A 16,566-nucleotide genomic window follows, 5' to 3' on the forward strand; every position below is an offset into this window, starting at 1 on the left:
AGTGGGTCTATTATGGATCTTTTATAAAGAGTCCTATCAGCAGGTGAAGGTAGAGGAAAAGATAAATGGGACGATATCGATCGGAAGCAGCGGGGACCACACTGTCACCATCCAGAGGCTGAAAACGGAAAGCGGGCCTATCGAGCTTATTCAGGGGAGCGGCGGGAATTATTCTGTCCGATACTCTGGAGAGCCGCTCGGAATTGTCATTCCAGGGACTCCCATCACAGTTCATATAGATGGAGCTGCAGTCAGCTTTTATCTGGAAAGGGATCAGCCGCAGTCATCCGTGTATTATATTGGCGGACGGAAGGAAATCACCTTTGCCGCCGACCGGGAGGCTGATTTTTCAAAAAAGGGAGCCTTGCCGTTCAATAAGGAAACCGGCGGATTCACCCTCGTGTATAAACGGGGGAAGTGGCGGGTTCAGGCAGCCTCGGACAATCCCGTTTATATGAATGGGGAAATACAGAGGGGAGAAGCGGACCTGAGGAGAGGGGATGTTCTGTTCTGGCCGTTCATGTCTGTTTCCCTGCTGGAGGATGATCTCCTGCAGATCCAGACTTCGGAGGAGCATTCCTCAAAGCTCCCGAAAACGCTGCCGCCCACTTCGGAGATGCAGAAGAATTATCCTCAATACAGAAGGACGCCGAGGATGGTCTATGACCTGCCTAAAGATAAGGTCACCCTGTCCTTCCCTTCACATGAAACTGATAATAATCAGCGCGGGCTGTGGATGATCATCCTGCCTCCGCTCATCATGCTTTTGGTGATGGGTACCATTGTCATTATCCAGCCAAGGGGCCTCTTCATCCTGATTTCGATTGTTATGTTTATGACGACGATGGTCACCTCGACGGTCCAGTACTTCAAGGACAAGGGCACCCGTAAGGAGCGGAAGCGGAAGCGGCGGGAAATGTATACCAGATACCTTGAGCACAAGCGTGCAGAACTTGAGGGCTTGAAGTCTGAGCAGGCAAAGGTTTTAACCTACCATTATCCAGACTTTGAAAGGATGAAGTACCTGGCGGGATTCATCAGCGACAGGATCTGGGAAAGAACAGCCGAAAGCTATGATTTCCTTCATGTCAGGGCCGGAAAGGCGGATATCCCTTCAAGCTATGAAGTGTCTATGTCAAGCTCTGATACAGCCAACAGAGAGATTGATGATCTGGTTGAACAGTCCCAGGCTATGGCCAGGGTTTATCGGAAAGTGGAGAATGTTCCGCTTGCCATCAACCTTTCGGAAGGGGCGGTCGGTTTCATCGGCAAGCCCTCTATCGTAAAGAGAGAGCTTCAGCAGATTGTCGGACAGATTGCCTTCCTCCACAGCTATCATGATATCCGGTTTGTTGCCATTTTTGACAAGCAGGAATATAAGGACTGGGAATGGATGAAATGGCTTCCGCACTTCCAGATGCCGCACTCCTTTGCGAAGGGGCTGGTCTATGATGAGCAGACCAGGGATCAGCTCTTGTCATCTTTGTATCAGATTATAAGGAGCAGGGATATAGAGGAGGACAAAGGTAAAATCCGGTACATTCCCCATTTCATCTTCATTGTCGCGAACCCATCTCTGATTTCGGAACATGTCATCCTGGAATATCTGGAAGGAAGACATGAAAGTATAGGGCTGACAACCTTATTTGCAGCTGAGTCCAAGGAAAGCCTGACAGAGAACATCCACACCGTTATTAAATATGTAAATGACCATGAAGGGGAAATCCTCATCCAGCATCATAAGGCAGTACATACACCATTCGTCCTTGATGAACATTCCCAAGAAGGCAATGAACGATTTGCAAGGACGCTCAGATCCCTTGACCATCAGAAGGGCATGAACAATTCCATTCCTTCGATGGTATCTTATTTGCAGCTTTATAATGTCAAAGATGCAGAAGAGCTGCCAATAGAATCATACTGGGTCAGAAATCAGTCTTCTCAGTCGCTGGCTGTACCGATCGGACTGAAAGGGAAGAAGGATCTCGTAGAACTGAACCTCCATGAAAAGGCCCATGGCCCCCACGGTCTTATTGCCGGAACAACAGGGTCTGGGAAAAGTGAGCTGCTTCAGACCTATATTCTGTCACTTGCAACTCAGTTCCACCCGCATGAGGTGGCATTCCTGCTGATTGATTATAAAGGCGGGGGAATGGCGCTTCCATTCAGGAATATGCCCCATCTTCTCGGGACAATCACCAACATCCAGGGAAGCAGGAACTTCAGTGCCCGGGCGCTTGCATCCATCAAGAGCGAGCTCAAGAAGCGCCAGAGGCTGTTTGATCAATATGAAGTCAATCATATCAATGACTATACGGATTTGTACAAAGAAGGAAAAACAAAAGAACCGCTGCCGCACCTTTTCCTGATATCAGATGAATTTGCCGAGCTGAAGAGCGAGGAGCCCGATTTTATAAGGGAGCTCGTCAGCGCGGCCCGCATCGGGCGAAGCCTGGGCGTTCATTTGATCCTGGCCACACAGAAGCCGGGCGGGATCATAGACAATCAGATCTGGAGCAACGCACGCTTCAGGATTGCTCTGAAGGTACAGGATGAGAATGATTCAAAGGAAATCATTAAAAACGGCGATGCCGCTGGCATTACCGAAACAGGCCGGGGATATCTGCAGGTAGGGAACAACGAGGTATATGATCTGTTTCAATCCGCATGGAGCGGGGCTCCATATCTCGAGGATACATATGGTGCCGAAGATGAAGTCGCATTTGTCACAGATTTGGGCCTTGTCCCGATCTCAGGCATTTCGGCCAGAATGCAGCAGGGCAGAAAGCAAAAACTGACCGAAATCGAAGCCGTTGTAAAACAGATCATCAGAGTGCAGGAGAAACTGGGTGTCAAGAAGCTTGCAAGCCCGTGGCTGCCTCCGCTTGAGGGCAGGGTGATCTATAAAGGGCCAGGCCTCGGCAAAAACCGTTTTGCCATCGGCCTGAAGGATGAACCTGAGAAACAAAGCCAGGTTCCTTATGAATTTACCCTGATTGAGGATGGGAATGTAGGGGTGTTCGGCACCTCGGGATTTGGAAAATCAACCACGATTCTCAATCTTTTGATGAACTTTGCCTCCGGGCATTCACCAGAGGAAATGATTTATTATATTTTTGACTTCGGCAACGGAGCCCTTCTTCCGCTGCGCCAGCTATCACATACGGCGGATTATTTTCGCATTGATGAGCAGAGGAAGATTGAGAAATTCCTCATGTTCATCAGAACCGAAATGGAGTCCCGGAAGCAGATCTTCCTAGCCGCAGAGGTCAGCAGCCTGACGATGTATAACAAAAAGGCTGAAAAGAAGCTGCCGCTGATCTTCATCGCAGTAGATAATTTTGACCTGGTGAAGGAAGAGATGCAGGATATTGAAAATCAGTTTACACAAATTGCACGGGACGGCCAGTCGCTCGGGGTGTTTATGATCATATCCGCGACCCGGATCAATGCGGTCCGCCAGCCTCTGATGAATAACCTGAAAACAAAGGTGATCCATTATCTTATGGATAACTCTGAAAGATATGCGCTTGTGGGCAGGACTCCGTATGATATTGAACCGGTGCCGGGAAGGGCCCTTATCAAGGAAGACACAGCCAGCCTGACCCAGATTTATATGCCGGCAGACGGCCGGGACGATTATCAGGTGCTCGAAAACCTGAAATTGAAAATATCCGGACTGAATGAAAAATACAGGAAGGCAAGGAAGCCGAGGGCCATACCCATGCTGCCATCTGTGCTTGGAACGGATACATGGGGTGCCTTATATGGTGTCAAAAGCCAGGAAGGCCTTATCCCGATCGGTCTTGATGAAGAACATGTTCTGCCTGTCTATATGAACCTCAAGGTGGACAGGCACTATCTTGTGGTCGGACAGTCCCGTAAAGGAAAAACCAACGCCCTTAAGGTGATGCTCCATTCATTGATGGGCCAGCAGCTGGGGGGGATTGGGATATTCGATGCCATCGATAGGGGACTATCCGGCTATGCGGCAAGAGACGGTGTCAGTTACCTGGATAACAAGGATCATATATCCGATTGGATTGAATCGATGGACGCAATATTCCAGGAAAGGGAGCAGCAATATCTCCGCTCCATCCAGGAAAGCACTGCACATCTGCTGTCCTTTAAGCCGGTCATCCTGCTTATCGACAGCATTTCACGCTTCCAGCAGACGGTGGATGCGAGGATTCAGGATAAGCTCTCGGGCTATATCAAGCATTACAGCCATCTCGGCTTCAGCATGATTGCCGCAGGGAATTCCAATGAGTTCTCAAAGGGCTTTGATTCACTGACAAGTGAGCTGAAGCAGATCAGGCATGCCCTGCTGCTGATGAAAAAGTCAGAACAGAGTTTGTTTACACTGCCGTTTTCAAGAAAAGAAGAAGAAATTCAGCCGGGGTTCGGCTATTACGTGGATAACGGCCGCGAATTCAGGATTCAGATCCCGAAGGCTGCAGAAGAGAAAGAATTAGTAAAAGAGAAGAGCAGGTGAAATAAATGACAGGAAAACTGAGAGGGCTGAAGATCGTTGCCGCCATGCTGATCATCCTGGTGCTGCCCAGTTTATTCTTTACTTATATAGGCCATGAGCCAATGAAGGAAAAAAGTAAAGCGTCCAGGCAGATTGCCGTGGTAAACGATGATATCGGCTCAGAATTCGATAAAGAGCCCGTTAACTTTGGCCAGGAAATCACTCCAGCGCTTGAAGAGGAGTCAGAATACAGCTGGCAGGTGGTTTCCAGGAGCACTGCGGAAAAAGGGCTTGTTTCACAGGAATACGATGCCGTGGTATATTTTCCGTCCGATTTTTCCCGGAATATATTGACCTATGATGAAGAGTCGCCATTGAAGGCATCGGTCAAATACGATATACAAAGCAATTTGGATGCAAAAAACAAGGAAAAGATCCAGAAGGAGCTCGAGGTATCCAAAAGCAAGATGAATAAGCATATCTCTACTTTATACTGGAGCGTCGTTTCCCAGTCGGTGGAGGATATCCGGAAGAAGTTTGATAAAATCCTGGAAAAAGAGATTGCTTTTCAGGATACCATCTACAACTTTTATAATCCCAACTCAGAAAAGCTGGCTGAAGAAATTGACCAGCAGCGTAAAATGATTGAATCATTATTTGCATCCACAAAGGATGCAGGCAAAGTCTCCGCAGCTTCTGCGGCAGATGCTGAAAAGAGTAAGCAGGAAGTGGCTGCCTTCGTTGATGCAGTCAACAAGTATAGAGAATATCAGCAAAAACAGAATGAAGTCTTTGCGATGACAGCGCAGCAGAATAAGCTGATGCTTGAGGAAAGCTTAAGCAAATACGAGACGATGCTGAATGATGGTGTCCGCACGATTGCCGACAGACAGCTTGAAGCAAGCCCCGAGTTCCAGATGGATGATACAGCCCTGAAGGAAAAGGTGGCAGAGCTGAAGGAGAAAATCACAGACAGCTCCCTTAAGATGAACCAGCTGTCGGAAACCATCAAGAATTCGACAATCGAGGAGCAATTTGCAAGGCTTGAGACTGTCCAAAAAGAATTGATCACGGAATACAAAAAGGCTTCGAGTGAAGCTGCGCTCTCCGAGATCACAAAAAAGCTGATTCCAGAGAGAGAGAAGCTGCAGGGGGCAGCCACACCGGATCCTGCAGAGCCAGGCGTTCCGGATCCCGAGCAGCCGCAGCCAGGCAATGGTGAGGCCCTGCTTGCAACAATCACCAACTTAAAAACTCAGGCTGAAAACATGAAGAAGCAGCTTGAGACTGAACCGGAAAAAAACCAGGCTGCACTTATGGCCTTAGAAGCCATCAAGAAGGAGATTGACAACGCCGAGCTTCAGGCGGGTGAACAAAACACGAAATACAAGGAACTTGAGAAGCTTTACACTGATCTTGCCAAACAGATGGAAGACGGTGCTGAACCGCCGGCCGGCTCAGAGGACAGGGTGATTGCGGTCATCCAGGAAAAAGAAAAGGCCATCATGCAGTCAGGCTTATTGACTGAAAAGGCCCAGGAGGCCCTGGCTCCGTATTTCAGCGCTGCGATTCAAAATAAGAATATGGAAGATCTGCTGAAATATCATTCTTCCCTGTCCGGTTTTGACAGCACTCTCCAGCGCTCAGCGGTTTCAGACGAACAATTGATTGAGGATATCGTTAAAAATCAAGGCAAGACAGAGGAAATCCGAACTGCCTTTTCTGTTCTGAAAAATGAAACGGGTGAATTCAATAACATCCAGGAAGGACTGAATTCCTCTGTTGATGATGTAACAAAGCTTGAGGACGATTACACGACCTACGCTGAGAAGATTGAAGGCTTTGTGGATAAATACGGGACATTCATCAGTGAAGAGCAGGCTGCCATCCTGGCTGATCTTGAAACAATCCAGTTTAACTCTGGTGACGTCACTGGGGAGCTCCGGGAAAATTTTCAGACTCCGGAGCCTGAAGTTCCCGCTTCCGAAAATATGGAGGGCGAATTCTTTGTGGCCATGCAAGGCAGTGCCGCCGGGGATATCCAGAGGATTTCAGGACTGATCTCATCTCTGGCAGAGCGTCAGGATTCCATTGAAAACTATACAAGTACACTGCAGCAGAAGGTTGGTTCTGTACAGGGAAGGGCAGACAAGCTGAACAATACCTGGGCGGCCAATGTCGATTCTACCCGCAAGGTGAAGACAGATGTATACAGCCTTTTAAACAATACCCTGGTTGATGACCAGCAGAATGGCTATGTTTATGATTATCTCGCGAGTCCTGTAAAAATAGATGGAGAGGTGGCAGCGGATAAAACCGTAAATACTCCTCCGGTCGTCATGCTGGTGATCATTCTGCTCTGTGCGCTTTTGATCGGATTCTTCCTGTCATACTTTACAGGTTTGCAGGCGTTGATACATCTTACGATATTCCTGCTCCTGAACCTGGCTGCAGGATTGATCATCAGCATATACGGACTTAACATCTATCCGCTCGAAGGGGAACAGGCAATAGCCTGGACTGTTATTACCATCCTGCTGCTTATGGCAGGATCGAGCCTGGTAAGGCTGGCTTTCTATGCCGGGCCGATCGTCGGATCCATCATCACTGCGGGGCTGATCGTTTTCTTCATCACGCCGCTCCTTGATATGGTGCTGCCGAACTTTGATTTCAGCCATCCGGTTTCAAATGTATATCTATCTATCCAATATGGAGATCAGGGAGCCTTTTATCCGGCTGCTGCTGTCCTTGTAGTGCTCACCATCCTGTTTACGGCCATTCCGTATATCAGCAGGATGAGAGAGCTGAAAAAGCAGAGGGATCTTGCGCATGAGGCGTAAGCCGAGAATGTCTGCCATCCTGCTCGCCATCCTGCTCATTGCGGTGCCGGGAGCTGCTTTTGCAGAGGAGGGCCCAGCACCGCGACCTAATCAATATGAAAAGAAAAAGCTGGATCTGGATACAGAATATATCCATGAAGGTTCTCTGTTGAAGGAGAAGGAAAGGCTTTCGGAGGAGCAGAAACTGCTCACTTTTAAAAGGGAAGAAAAGAAGCTGTTCGAAGCAGTGAAAGGCAGGCTCTTCATGAGTGATGCCAAGGTAACGACAGCAAGCTCAAAGGCAGAAAAATTGAATTTGTTCACAGGCGAAAATGCGAGTCAGCCAAAAAAGATAAAGCGTGAGGAACCGGCAGGTGAAGGCACTGCTGCCTTCCTTCCCGTTATACTCGGGGTATTGCTTGCAATATGTGTGCTGTTCTTATTTTTCATCCTGGTGCCCAGGATCAATAAAGCATAAAAGACGGGGCTGCATTAGCAGCCCCGTCTTTTATTTTCTCCGGGCAAAATCGACAAAGCGGAATTTATCCGGCCTGTGCCGTGACTCCGTATACTGAAACAGCCGGGCATCGTCGAGATATACATAGTTTTTTACAACCACGATATTATGAAAGCCATCAAGATTAAGCAAAAGCCGGTCTTCTTCCGATGGTTTTTCTACCGTTATCTCCTTTTTGGCAAAAGAGATAGAAAGCCCGATTTCTGTTTCAAGATATTCATAGATGGAGTTGCGGCAGACTTCCTCAGTAAGCTCCGGTACGATCTCGGCACTTAGATAATCTTTATCCAGAATGATTTTGTCCTTATCAATTTCCCTTACCCGGAATACCTCCCAGACTTTCTGCCCCTCTTCCAGTTTCATATGTTCTATGATAGAGAGAGAAGGGGAGGCCAGTTCTAGCTTGATCACGTCTGTTTTCGCCCTATGCCCCATTTTCCGGGAGACCTCTTTAAAACTTACCAGTCCTGATACCGGGAAGTTGAATTTGCTGATGTCAAGCACAATGGAGCCCTTTCCCTGCACCTTATGGATATAACCATCTTCAGACAGCATTTTCAGCGCCTTGCGGACGGTCTCGCGGGAGGTTCCATACACTTCTGTCAATTCGTTTTCAGATGGAAGGAGGGAACCGGCCGGGAGCTGCTTTTCCTGAATTTTCAGCGCCAAATCCTCATAGACCTTCATGAATATATTTCTCATGTTTTATCACCAGTTTTATTTTAACATCATTTCGTTACATGATAAACAATAGACTCGTATGGGCGCAAGACAAGCTCACTTGAAAGGGCGGGAGAGTCTTTATAATTGGACAGGGAGATGGCTGCGTCAGCTGCCTGCTCCAGGCCGGAAAGTGTAAAGGTTGTGCTCTGTCCAAAGAAATTATTGATTACATACAGCACTTCATTTTGGAAGCTCCGTTTATAGGCGAACACTTCAGGATGGTCCGGAACGAGAAGTTCATAATTTCCCGAAGTGATGATCTCCATCTCTTTACGCAGGCGGATCAGCTTTTGGTAATGATAAAAAATGGAATCTGGATCCTGCAGGGCGTTCTCTGCGTTGATTTCTTTATAGTTGGACGCCGTATTGATCCAGGGGCTGCCGCTTGTAAAACCGGCTTGATGACTGCCGTCCCACTGTACTGGTGTACGGGAGTTATCCCGGGAACGGCTTTTGATGATTTCCATGATCTGTTTTTCCGGCTTGCCCTGTGATTTTAGTATTTTATAGTAATTCAAGGTTTCAACATCCCGGTACTCTTCGATGGTCCCGAATTTCGGATCGGTCATGCCGAATTCTTCCCCTTGGTAAATATAAGGAGTGCCCTGCATCATGTGAATGACCGTTGCAAGCATTTTAGCTGACAGGGCATGATATTCCCCGTCATTCCCATAGCGGGTGACGACCCGCGGCTGATCATGATTGCACCAGAAGAGGGCATTCCAGCCGCCTCCTTTGTTCATTTCAACCTGCCACCTGGACAGTATCTGCTTTAATTCGAGAAAATCAAGCTCGGCCGGCGCCCATTTCTCACCATTTGGATAATCTGCCTTCAGGTGATGGAAATTGAAGGTCATGCTCAGCTCCCGGTTTTCAGGGTTCGTATATTGAATACAGTGATCAATGGTGGTAGATGACATTTCCCCGACGGTCATGCTGTCGTATTTAGAGAACACTTCCTGGTTCATTTCACGCATGAATTCATGGACGCGTGGTCCATCTGTATAGAACTTGCGACCGTCACCCGGTGGTGTTGTCCCGTCATCATCCGGATAGTCCTGATGTTTGGATATAAGGTTGATGACATCCAGCCGGAAGCCATCCACACCTTTTTTGAACCAGAAATGCATCATTTCATAAATTTCCTTGCGCAGCAATTCGTTCTCCCAATTCAGGTCTGCCTGGGTTACATCGAATAAATGAAGATAATACTGCCCGGTCGTTTCTTCAAGCTTCCAGGCAGGACCGCCGAATTTAGAGATCCAGTTGGCAGGGACCCCGCCATCAGCGGCAGGATCGCGCCAGATATAATAATTTCTGTATGGATTATCCTTTGAAGAAGCAGCTTCCTGGAACCATTGATGTTCAGTGGACGTGTGATTTACCACGATATCCATAATGACCTTGATTCCCCGGCTGTGAGCTTCACCCAGCAGCTGGTCAAAATCCTCCATACTCCCGTATTCCTCATGTACTGAGTAATAATCACTGATATCGTACCCATTATCCCGCTGCGGCGACTTATAAGGCGGTGTCAGCCAAATCACATCCACCCCTAATTCCTTGAGATAATCCAGCTTCTGAATAATACCCTGCAAATCCCCGACACCGCTGCCGGTCGTATCTTTAAAACTCTTCGGATAAATTTGATAAACAGTCGACTTTCTCCACCATTCTTGCAACATTCGGCACCTCCGCGGAAAATGGGGGACAGTCCCCTATTTTCCAAGTTTTTTAAATGGAAATGGCAAAGCAGGCGGGGCCTGTTTTGCCAATTTAATGATTATTGTTGTTGTTGTTGTTGTTTTGGTCTGCGCACTTTTCCGAAGAAAAGAGTAAGCGCAAATGGAACGATAAGTGAGATGGCCATTCCGACGAAGAATGGAGCCCATTTATCCGGCACAATCGAGAAGAATGCCGGAAGGCCGCCGACTCCGATGGAAGGAGCAAGCACCTTATTGATGGTAATGTAGATCGCCCCGAGTCCTGCACCTGTCATGGCCGCAAAGAAAGGATAGCGGAAGCGCAGATTCACACCGAACATAGCCGGCTCTGTAATTCCGAGGAAAGCAGAGATGGCAGAGGACAGGGACAGACCTTTAATCTTATCTTCTTTAGTAATCAGCATCATGGCAAGCGCGGCAGAACCTTGCGCGATATTGGACAGCGCCACGATCGGCCACAGGAAGGTACCGCCGATAGCTGCGATCAGCTGGAAATCCACTGCAAGGAATGTGTGGTGCATGCCTGTAATGACAAGCGGAGCATACAGTGCACCATACAGCAGGCCGCCAAGAGCAGGCACTGCGTCAAAGAAGCCTGTGAACAGACTTGTAACAGCATTTCCAAGGGCAAAAGTAAGGGGGCCGATGACTGTGAAAGCCAGGAATCCGGTTACCAAAAGGGTAACAGGTCCGACCACCAAAAGCTTGATGGAATCATGAACACGTTTGTTCAAGAACACTTCAATCCTGGCAAGTACGTAGGACGCAAAGAGGATAGGGAGAATCTGGCCCTGGTAGCCTACTTTCTCGACTTCCCATCCAAACAGGTTCCAAGTCGGGATTTTGCCAGCCGCTTTAGCTTCAGCATAGCCCCAGGCATTCAATAAGTCCGGGTGGACCAGCATCAGTCCGAGGACGATCCCGAACAGCGGGCTGCCGCCAAATCGTTTGACCGCAGACCAGCCGACAAGACCTGGCAGGAAGACGAATGCTGTATTGGCTATCGTATTAATGATGGAAGCGACATCCTTCCACTGCGTGTGGACGTCAACCAGTGATTTATTATCATAGAAAATATCCGCGCCTGTCAGGATATTATTGATTCCCATGAGTAAACCGACTGTAACGATGGCTGGCAGGATCGGTATGAAGATATCGGCCAGTGTCTTGACCGCCCGCTGAATCGGGTTCAGGTTCTTGTCGGAAGCGGCCTTTGTCTCTTCTTTCGTTGCAGTGCCGATTCCTGTTACGTCGACCATTTCGGCATATACCTTATCTACAAGTCCCTGGCCGATTACAACCTGGAATTGGCCATTGGCTGAAAAGGACCCTTTAACAGTGTCTATATTTTCAAGTGCTTCCTTGTCTACTTTCTTCTCATCTTGCAGTGCGAAACGAAGGCGTGTCACACAATGAGTCGCAGAGGCGATATTATCCCTGCCGCCGACTGCTTGTACAATCTTCTCAGCGTCGAGTCGATTCTTGTTGGCCATTTACTATACCCCCATACAAAACTGGACTATATTAAGTCTGTTTCTCTAAATTTATTTTTTTCCAAGCACGCCCTTTTTAATCAAAGAGAACTTGTATATACAAATGAAACTGTTTTCATAATAACTTGTATATACAAATACGTCAAGAAGAAAGTAATCGCTTTCTTAATATTGTTTGATAGTAGCAAGTTCTGTAAGGACTTTGGAGCGAGTGCCTGAAGCGGAAATATACTTTCTTGTTCAATAGCAGCAATATTTGCGAAAAGGCCAAAAGATAAATCAATGGAACCTGCGGACTGCATCTTGTGAATATTGTGTTAATTATCTGGAAATATATGAGGCTAAAGAAGGGAATTTGTTGGTATTTGGCGAATAGGTACATTTACAACAGCAAGTATTAGTTCGGAGGGAACCCAGTGGAAGAAAGACATCCTACAATCGAAAAAATATTGAATAATATAGCAAAAGTAATGATTGGCAAACGCCATGTAGCCGAGTTGAGTGTAGTAGCGCTCCTTGCAGACGGACACGTTCTGCTGGAGGATGTACCGGGAGTCGGGAAGACCATGATGGTGAGGGCGCTTGCCAGATCGATCGGCGCAAGCTTCAAACGGATCCAATTCACACCCGACCTGCTCCCCTCGGATGTAACGGGAGTATCCATTTATAATGCAAAGGAGCAGGAGTTCATATTCCGGCCTGGCCCAATCATGGGGAATATCATCCTGGCAGATGAAATAAACCGGACCTCCCCGAAGACGCAGTCTGCCCTGCTTGAAGGGATGGAGGAAGCGAGCGTCACCATCGACGGAGTCACGAGGGTGCTAGAGAGGCCGTTCTTTGTCATGGCCACCCAGAATCCAATTGAATATGAAGGAACATACCCGCTGCCCGAAGCCCAGCTCGACCGCTTTCTCCTGAAGATGAAAATGGGTTATCCGGAAGCCGGCGAAGAGCTGGAGGTCCTTGAAAGGGCACAGACACACCCCCCGATCTATGATCTGGAGCCCGTAATCAGCCTTGAAGAGTTAAGGTCCCTGCAGGAGGAGGCGAAGGCCGTCCATGTAGACTCCACCATTAAACGGTATATCGTTGAGCTTGCTTCGCGGACCCGCGAACATAAACTGATTTTTCTGGGTGCAAGCCCGAGGGGGTCGATTGCCCTCATGAAGGCAGGACAGGCTTATGCACTCCTGCAAGGAAGGGACTTCGTGCTTCCCGATGATATCCAGTACCTCGCCCCGTATGTCTTTTCGCACCGGATCATCCTGAAGCCGGAAGCACAGTATGAAGGCTTTTCCCCTGAGGGAATCATCGATTCGATCGTTTCAAAGACACCTGTCCCTGTACAAAGGTTTGTGAATCAAAAATGAAAAAAATGAAGCCGGCCATCCTTGCCTATTTGAAGTTTGCCCTGCTGATTGTGCTGGTTTTGGCAGCCTTTGCCTATGCCATGTTCCAGGGGGGATTTGTCAGCTGGTTCGTCTTTTACAGCTTCCTGCCTTTTGCGGTTTATTCACTGCTCCTGTTTTTCTATCCTATATCCGATTTCCACATTGAACGGGAACTGAACCGTTCTGAGTGCCGGGCTGGAGATTCACTCCGGATTGCCATAAAAATGCGGAGAAGGCTCGCTTTCCCGCTATTATATATGGTGGTTGAAGAGGATCTCCCGGGGAAGCTGGCCAAGTCAGGAGTCCATGTTGAACGGGAGCTTATATTTCCGTGGTTTAAAAAGGAGTTTGTCTTCTCCTATGACATCGCAGATATCATACGCGGTGAATATGACTTCACATCCATTTCCATCAAGACGGGAGATCTGCTGGGGCTATTTGAAAAGAAGGCTTCATTCTCCCTCGCAGAAACAGTGCTGGTCTATCCGTCCTATTATGAACTTCCCTTCAGCCAGATCGGGACTCAGTTTAACCAGGGGCAGAATTCGAGCACTGTCAAGGTCCAGCGGGAGGTATCGACCTTGTCGGGAATCCGTGAATATCAGCCTGGCGACCGGTTTGCCTGGATCAACTGGAAGGCTACGGCCAAAAGGTCAGAAATCATGACTAAGGAATTTGAGCAGAAAAAGAGCCAGGACATCTTTGTGCTCCTTGACACATCAAAGCAGGAAGCGTTCGAACCTCTTATTTCCATGACTGCTTCCATTGTCAGGACCGCCCTGAAAAGGGGAGTCCCGGTCGGATTCTACTCACCGGGGCTTATGGAACGCCCCCTGCCCCTACAGGCGGGAGAAGGCCAGCGGCAGCGGATTTTCCGTTATCTGGCGCGTGCAGAGCACAATAACGGACTGTCCGTTGAGTCTGTCCTGAAAAGGGAAAATCCAATTATCCCATTTAATGTTTCGCTGCTGATCGCCACACAGACCCTGGATGAAGAGACAATAAAGAAGCTTGGCACAAACAAGCATGCCCGCACCATTACATTCGCTGTCCTGAAGAAGGATATTTCGTTGTCCCAGAAGGAAATCAAGCTCCGGCAGCAGGCTCAGCAAAGGGGCATGCAAGTGGTGTATCTGGGTGAGCAGGCTGTTCTTTCGGAGGTGAGTGGATCATGAATGCGGCGTCAGAACGGATGAAGCGGCATAAAGCTGGAAACCTTGTCCTCCATGTATTGGGATTTTTGCTGCTATGGGAATGCCTCCGGCCGCTGGGGGCGTTGACTGATACAGGCAGCCTCACTGTGTTTGTTGCCTTTGCGGGCCTTTCTATGCTGCTAAAATACCTTGATTTTTCGAGATGGCTCCGCTACTCCATGACAGGTGCATATATCCTTGTTGTGATTCATCATTTCTATTATAAGGAAATTGTTCTGATCAGCCTGTCATGGATCGTCGAATTTATGGGCAGCCTGTTCCGGAATGCCGGGCTCCTTTTGAACAGGGATTGGTACAGCATCTCAAACGATTTTAAGACACTGCTCTTCTTCCTTCTCCTGTATATCATGGGCTATCTGATCATATATTGGCTCGTGGTCAGAAAAAGCATATTGCTGTTCTTTCTGGTTTCAGTCTTCTATATGGCGGTTCTCGATACTTTCACTCCATACGACGCTGATTCAGCCATAGTCAGGCTGATTGTATTCGGTTTTGCCACCCTTGGGATTCAAACCTATTACCGGCTTGTCGAAAAAGACAGGCTGGTATCAGGCCGGGCAGCCGCGTCAAAATGGATGGTTCCCCTCCTGGTTCTAATCTCATGCAGTGCCCTTTTAGGATTCGCGGGTCCCAAAAACGAGCCTCTATGGCCGGATCCGGTCCCGTTCATCAAAACCTACTCCGAAAAGGTGTCGGGTGATGGCGGGGGCGGCAGCAGGGTCGGATATGGAGAAAACGATGATAAGCTTGGCGGGCCGTTCGAGGGTGATGATGATGTGGTTTTCCTTGCCAAGGCATCGTCGCGGCATTACTGGAAAGTGGAAAGCAAGAACTTTTACACAGGAAAGGGATGGGAAGTGGCTAATATCGCAGAGGATGCCGTCCTCAGGCTTCCGGAAAATGAAAAGCTTTATTTCTTTGCCATACCCACGAATAAGAAAACGAGCTTCAATGCCACCCTCACAATTAATAAAAAATACAGCCATGTTCCGTATCCGGAGCCATTAGGGCTGACTAAAATAAAGGCACCAAAGGCGGCCTACTTCGATTTTGATGCCAACAAAGAAAAGGTAGTTTCCTATGGGGCGAACGAGGCTTCCATCCAGCTGGATAAAGTTTCGCTTGAATATGAAGTGCCGCGGTTTGAAGTGGAAGAAATGCGCAAGATAGACGGCAGCGGGAACGGGGAAACAGATTCCCAGTTGAATGCCACCGACTTTTCCATCTATACCCAGCTTCCGTCCACTGTACCGGAGAGGGTCCGGGCGCTTGCGGCCGAAATAGTAAAAGGCAAGCAAAACCGCTTTGACCAGGTGAAGGCCATCGAGGATTACTTTGACCGGGAAGAGTTTGTCTATGATCAGAAAAATGTCCCGTATCCGGAAGAGAACCAGGATTATACCGATCAGTTCCTCTTCGAAACAAAGGTAGGCTATTGTGATAATTATTCCACCTCCATGGTGGTCCTTTTAAGGTCACTCGGCATCCCCTCGCGCTGGGTCAAGGGTTATTCGGATGGCGATTTCATAAAATCGGAAGACAGCCAGAGTATCTATGAAATTACGAATAATAATGCCCATTCGTGGGTGGAAGTGTATTTTCCGAATTCGGGCTGGGTGCCATTTGAACCGACAAAAGGATTCACGAACTCTACCCGTTTCGAGTTTCCCAACGATGCCCGCAACAGCACACAGACTGCAGCTCCGGCAACGCAGCCTGAAAAGCCAAAAGCCGAAAAGACCGAACAGGACAAGGTCAAGAAAACTGCTCCTTCAACCGGCTCCGGCCTCTTGACCAGGATGAGGGAGGCATTCGCTGCCAATAAGTTTATCCTGTTTGCCGGGTTGCTTGTGATCGCCGGCATGATTCTGCTGTGTTTAAAAATGCGCGGCAGGTGGATGCCGAAGCTGTGGCTCGCCATTTATAAAAATAAGCGAGAGGAAGAAGATTTCACCAAATCCTATCCGCTTCTGCTTAAGGAACTTAACCGCTTTGGACTGAAGCGGCCGGAAGGGCAGACCCTGAGGGAGTATGCCAAATATGTAGATTCTTTCTTTCAGTCCATGGATATGACGAGGCTAACCAGCGTCTATGAGCATATGGTCTACAAAGGGACGGTTCGCGATGCCGACTGGCCTGAGGTTCACAGGATGTGGGAGAGGCTGATGAAAAAAACTATAGCTTGACCCCGCTTTAAAAACGTTGTTA

General features: G+C 48.3%; 9 protein-coding genes. 6 read left to right on the forward strand and 3 right to left on the reverse strand.

Going from position 1 to position 16,566, the window contains the following annotated elements; all coding sequences use genetic code 11:
• Position 1: 1 nt before the first annotated feature.
• Genes essC through essA form a run of 3 tightly spaced genes read left to right on the forward strand, consistent with a single transcriptional unit; the run spans position 2 to position 7,771 of the window.
• Entirely contained in the window at positions 2-4,495 is a 4,494-nt protein-coding gene (gene essC / locus V1501_RS01905; RefSeq protein ID WP_409291183.1) for a type VII secretion protein EssC, read from the forward strand.
• Between the two features lie 5 nt (positions 4,496-4,500).
• Positions 4,501-7,314, forward strand: coding sequence for a type VII secretion protein EsaA (gene esaA, locus V1501_RS01910; protein ID WP_409291184.1), 2,814 nt, complete (start codon positions 4,501-4,503; stop codon positions 7,312-7,314).
• A complete protein-coding gene (gene essA / locus V1501_RS01915) occupies positions 7,304-7,771 on the forward strand; it encodes a type VII secretion protein EssA (protein WP_409291185.1) in 468 nt (155 codons plus the stop codon). The genes esaA and essA overlap by 11 nt, the downstream gene beginning before the upstream one ends.
• Before the next feature lie 30 nt (positions 7,772-7,801).
• On the opposite strand, the gene treR is transcribed toward essA, so the two are convergent.
• The 3 genes from treR to treP form a co-directional block, all read right to left on the reverse strand.
• Positions 7,802-8,512, reverse strand: a complete 711-nt coding sequence (gene treR, locus V1501_RS01920; protein ID WP_409291186.1) for a trehalose operon repressor — start codon at positions 8,510-8,512, stop codon at positions 7,802-7,804.
• 26 nt (positions 8,513-8,538) lie between these two features.
• The gene (treC, locus tag V1501_RS01925) at positions 8,539-10,218 is read right to left on the reverse strand and encodes an alpha,alpha-phosphotrehalase (protein WP_409291187.1); all 1,680 of its coding nucleotides are present in this window, start codon (positions 10,216-10,218) and stop codon (positions 8,539-8,541) included.
• 98 nt (positions 10,219-10,316) lie between these two features.
• On the reverse strand, positions 10,317-11,750 hold the full coding sequence (gene treP / locus V1501_RS01930; protein WP_409291188.1) for a PTS system trehalose-specific EIIBC component: 1,434 nt from the start codon (positions 11,748-11,750) through the stop codon (positions 10,317-10,319).
• A 470-nt stretch (positions 11,751-12,220) separates the two neighbouring features.
• Here treP and V1501_RS01935 point away from each other — a divergent pair, with 470 nt between their 5' ends.
• From V1501_RS01935 to V1501_RS01945, 3 genes are read left to right on the forward strand one after another with little or no spacing between them, the layout of a single operon-like run.
• Positions 12,221-13,123 carry an AAA family ATPase gene (locus V1501_RS01935; protein ID WP_409293206.1) on the forward strand — a complete coding sequence of 301 codons (903 nt, stop codon included), beginning with the start codon at positions 12,221-12,223 and terminating at the stop codon, positions 13,121-13,123.
• Positions 13,120-14,319: a DUF58 domain-containing protein gene (locus V1501_RS01940; RefSeq protein WP_409291189.1), complete on the forward strand. Its 1,200-nt coding sequence runs from the start codon at positions 13,120-13,122 to the stop codon at positions 14,317-14,319. The genes V1501_RS01935 and V1501_RS01940 overlap by 4 nt, the downstream gene beginning before the upstream one ends.
• Positions 14,316-16,544 carry a DUF4129 domain-containing transglutaminase family protein gene (locus V1501_RS01945; RefSeq protein WP_409291190.1) on the forward strand — a complete coding sequence of 743 codons (2,229 nt, stop codon included), beginning with the start codon at positions 14,316-14,318 and terminating at the stop codon, positions 16,542-16,544. Before V1501_RS01940 ends, V1501_RS01945 begins: the two co-directional genes overlap by 4 nt.
• The last annotated feature ends 22 nt before the right edge of the window (positions 16,545-16,566 follow it).

Source organism: Paraperibacillus esterisolvens, from assembly GCF_046237625.1.
Classification (GTDB): Bacteria; Bacillota; Bacilli; order Bacillales; family DSM-1321; genus Paraperibacillus; species Paraperibacillus esterisolvens.

Excerpts from the sequence above, each read along its gene's own strand:
- esaA (WP_409291184.1), top strand. The coding sequence starts at position 4,501 with ATGACAGGAAAACTGAGAGGGCTGAAGATCGTTGCCGCCATGCTGATC.
- essA (WP_409291185.1), top strand. The coding sequence starts at position 7,304 with ATGAGGCGTAAGCCGAGAATGTCTGCCATCCTGCTCGCCATCCTGCTC.
- treR (WP_409291186.1), bottom strand. The coding sequence starts at position 8,512 with ATGAGAAATATATTCATGAAGGTCTATGAGGATTTGGCGCTGAAAATT.
- treC (WP_409291187.1), bottom strand. The coding sequence starts at position 10,218 with ATGTTGCAAGAATGGTGGAGAAAGTCGACTGTTTATCAAATTTATCCG.
- treP (WP_409291188.1), bottom strand. The coding sequence starts at position 11,750 with ATGGCCAACAAGAATCGACTCGACGCTGAGAAGATTGTACAAGCAGTC.
- V1501_RS01935 (WP_409293206.1), top strand. The coding sequence starts at position 12,221 with ATGATTGGCAAACGCCATGTAGCCGAGTTGAGTGTAGTAGCGCTCCTT.
- V1501_RS01940 (WP_409291189.1), top strand. The coding sequence starts at position 13,120 with ATGAAAAAAATGAAGCCGGCCATCCTTGCCTATTTGAAGTTTGCCCTG.
- V1501_RS01945 (WP_409291190.1), top strand. The coding sequence starts at position 14,316 with ATGAATGCGGCGTCAGAACGGATGAAGCGGCATAAAGCTGGAAACCTT.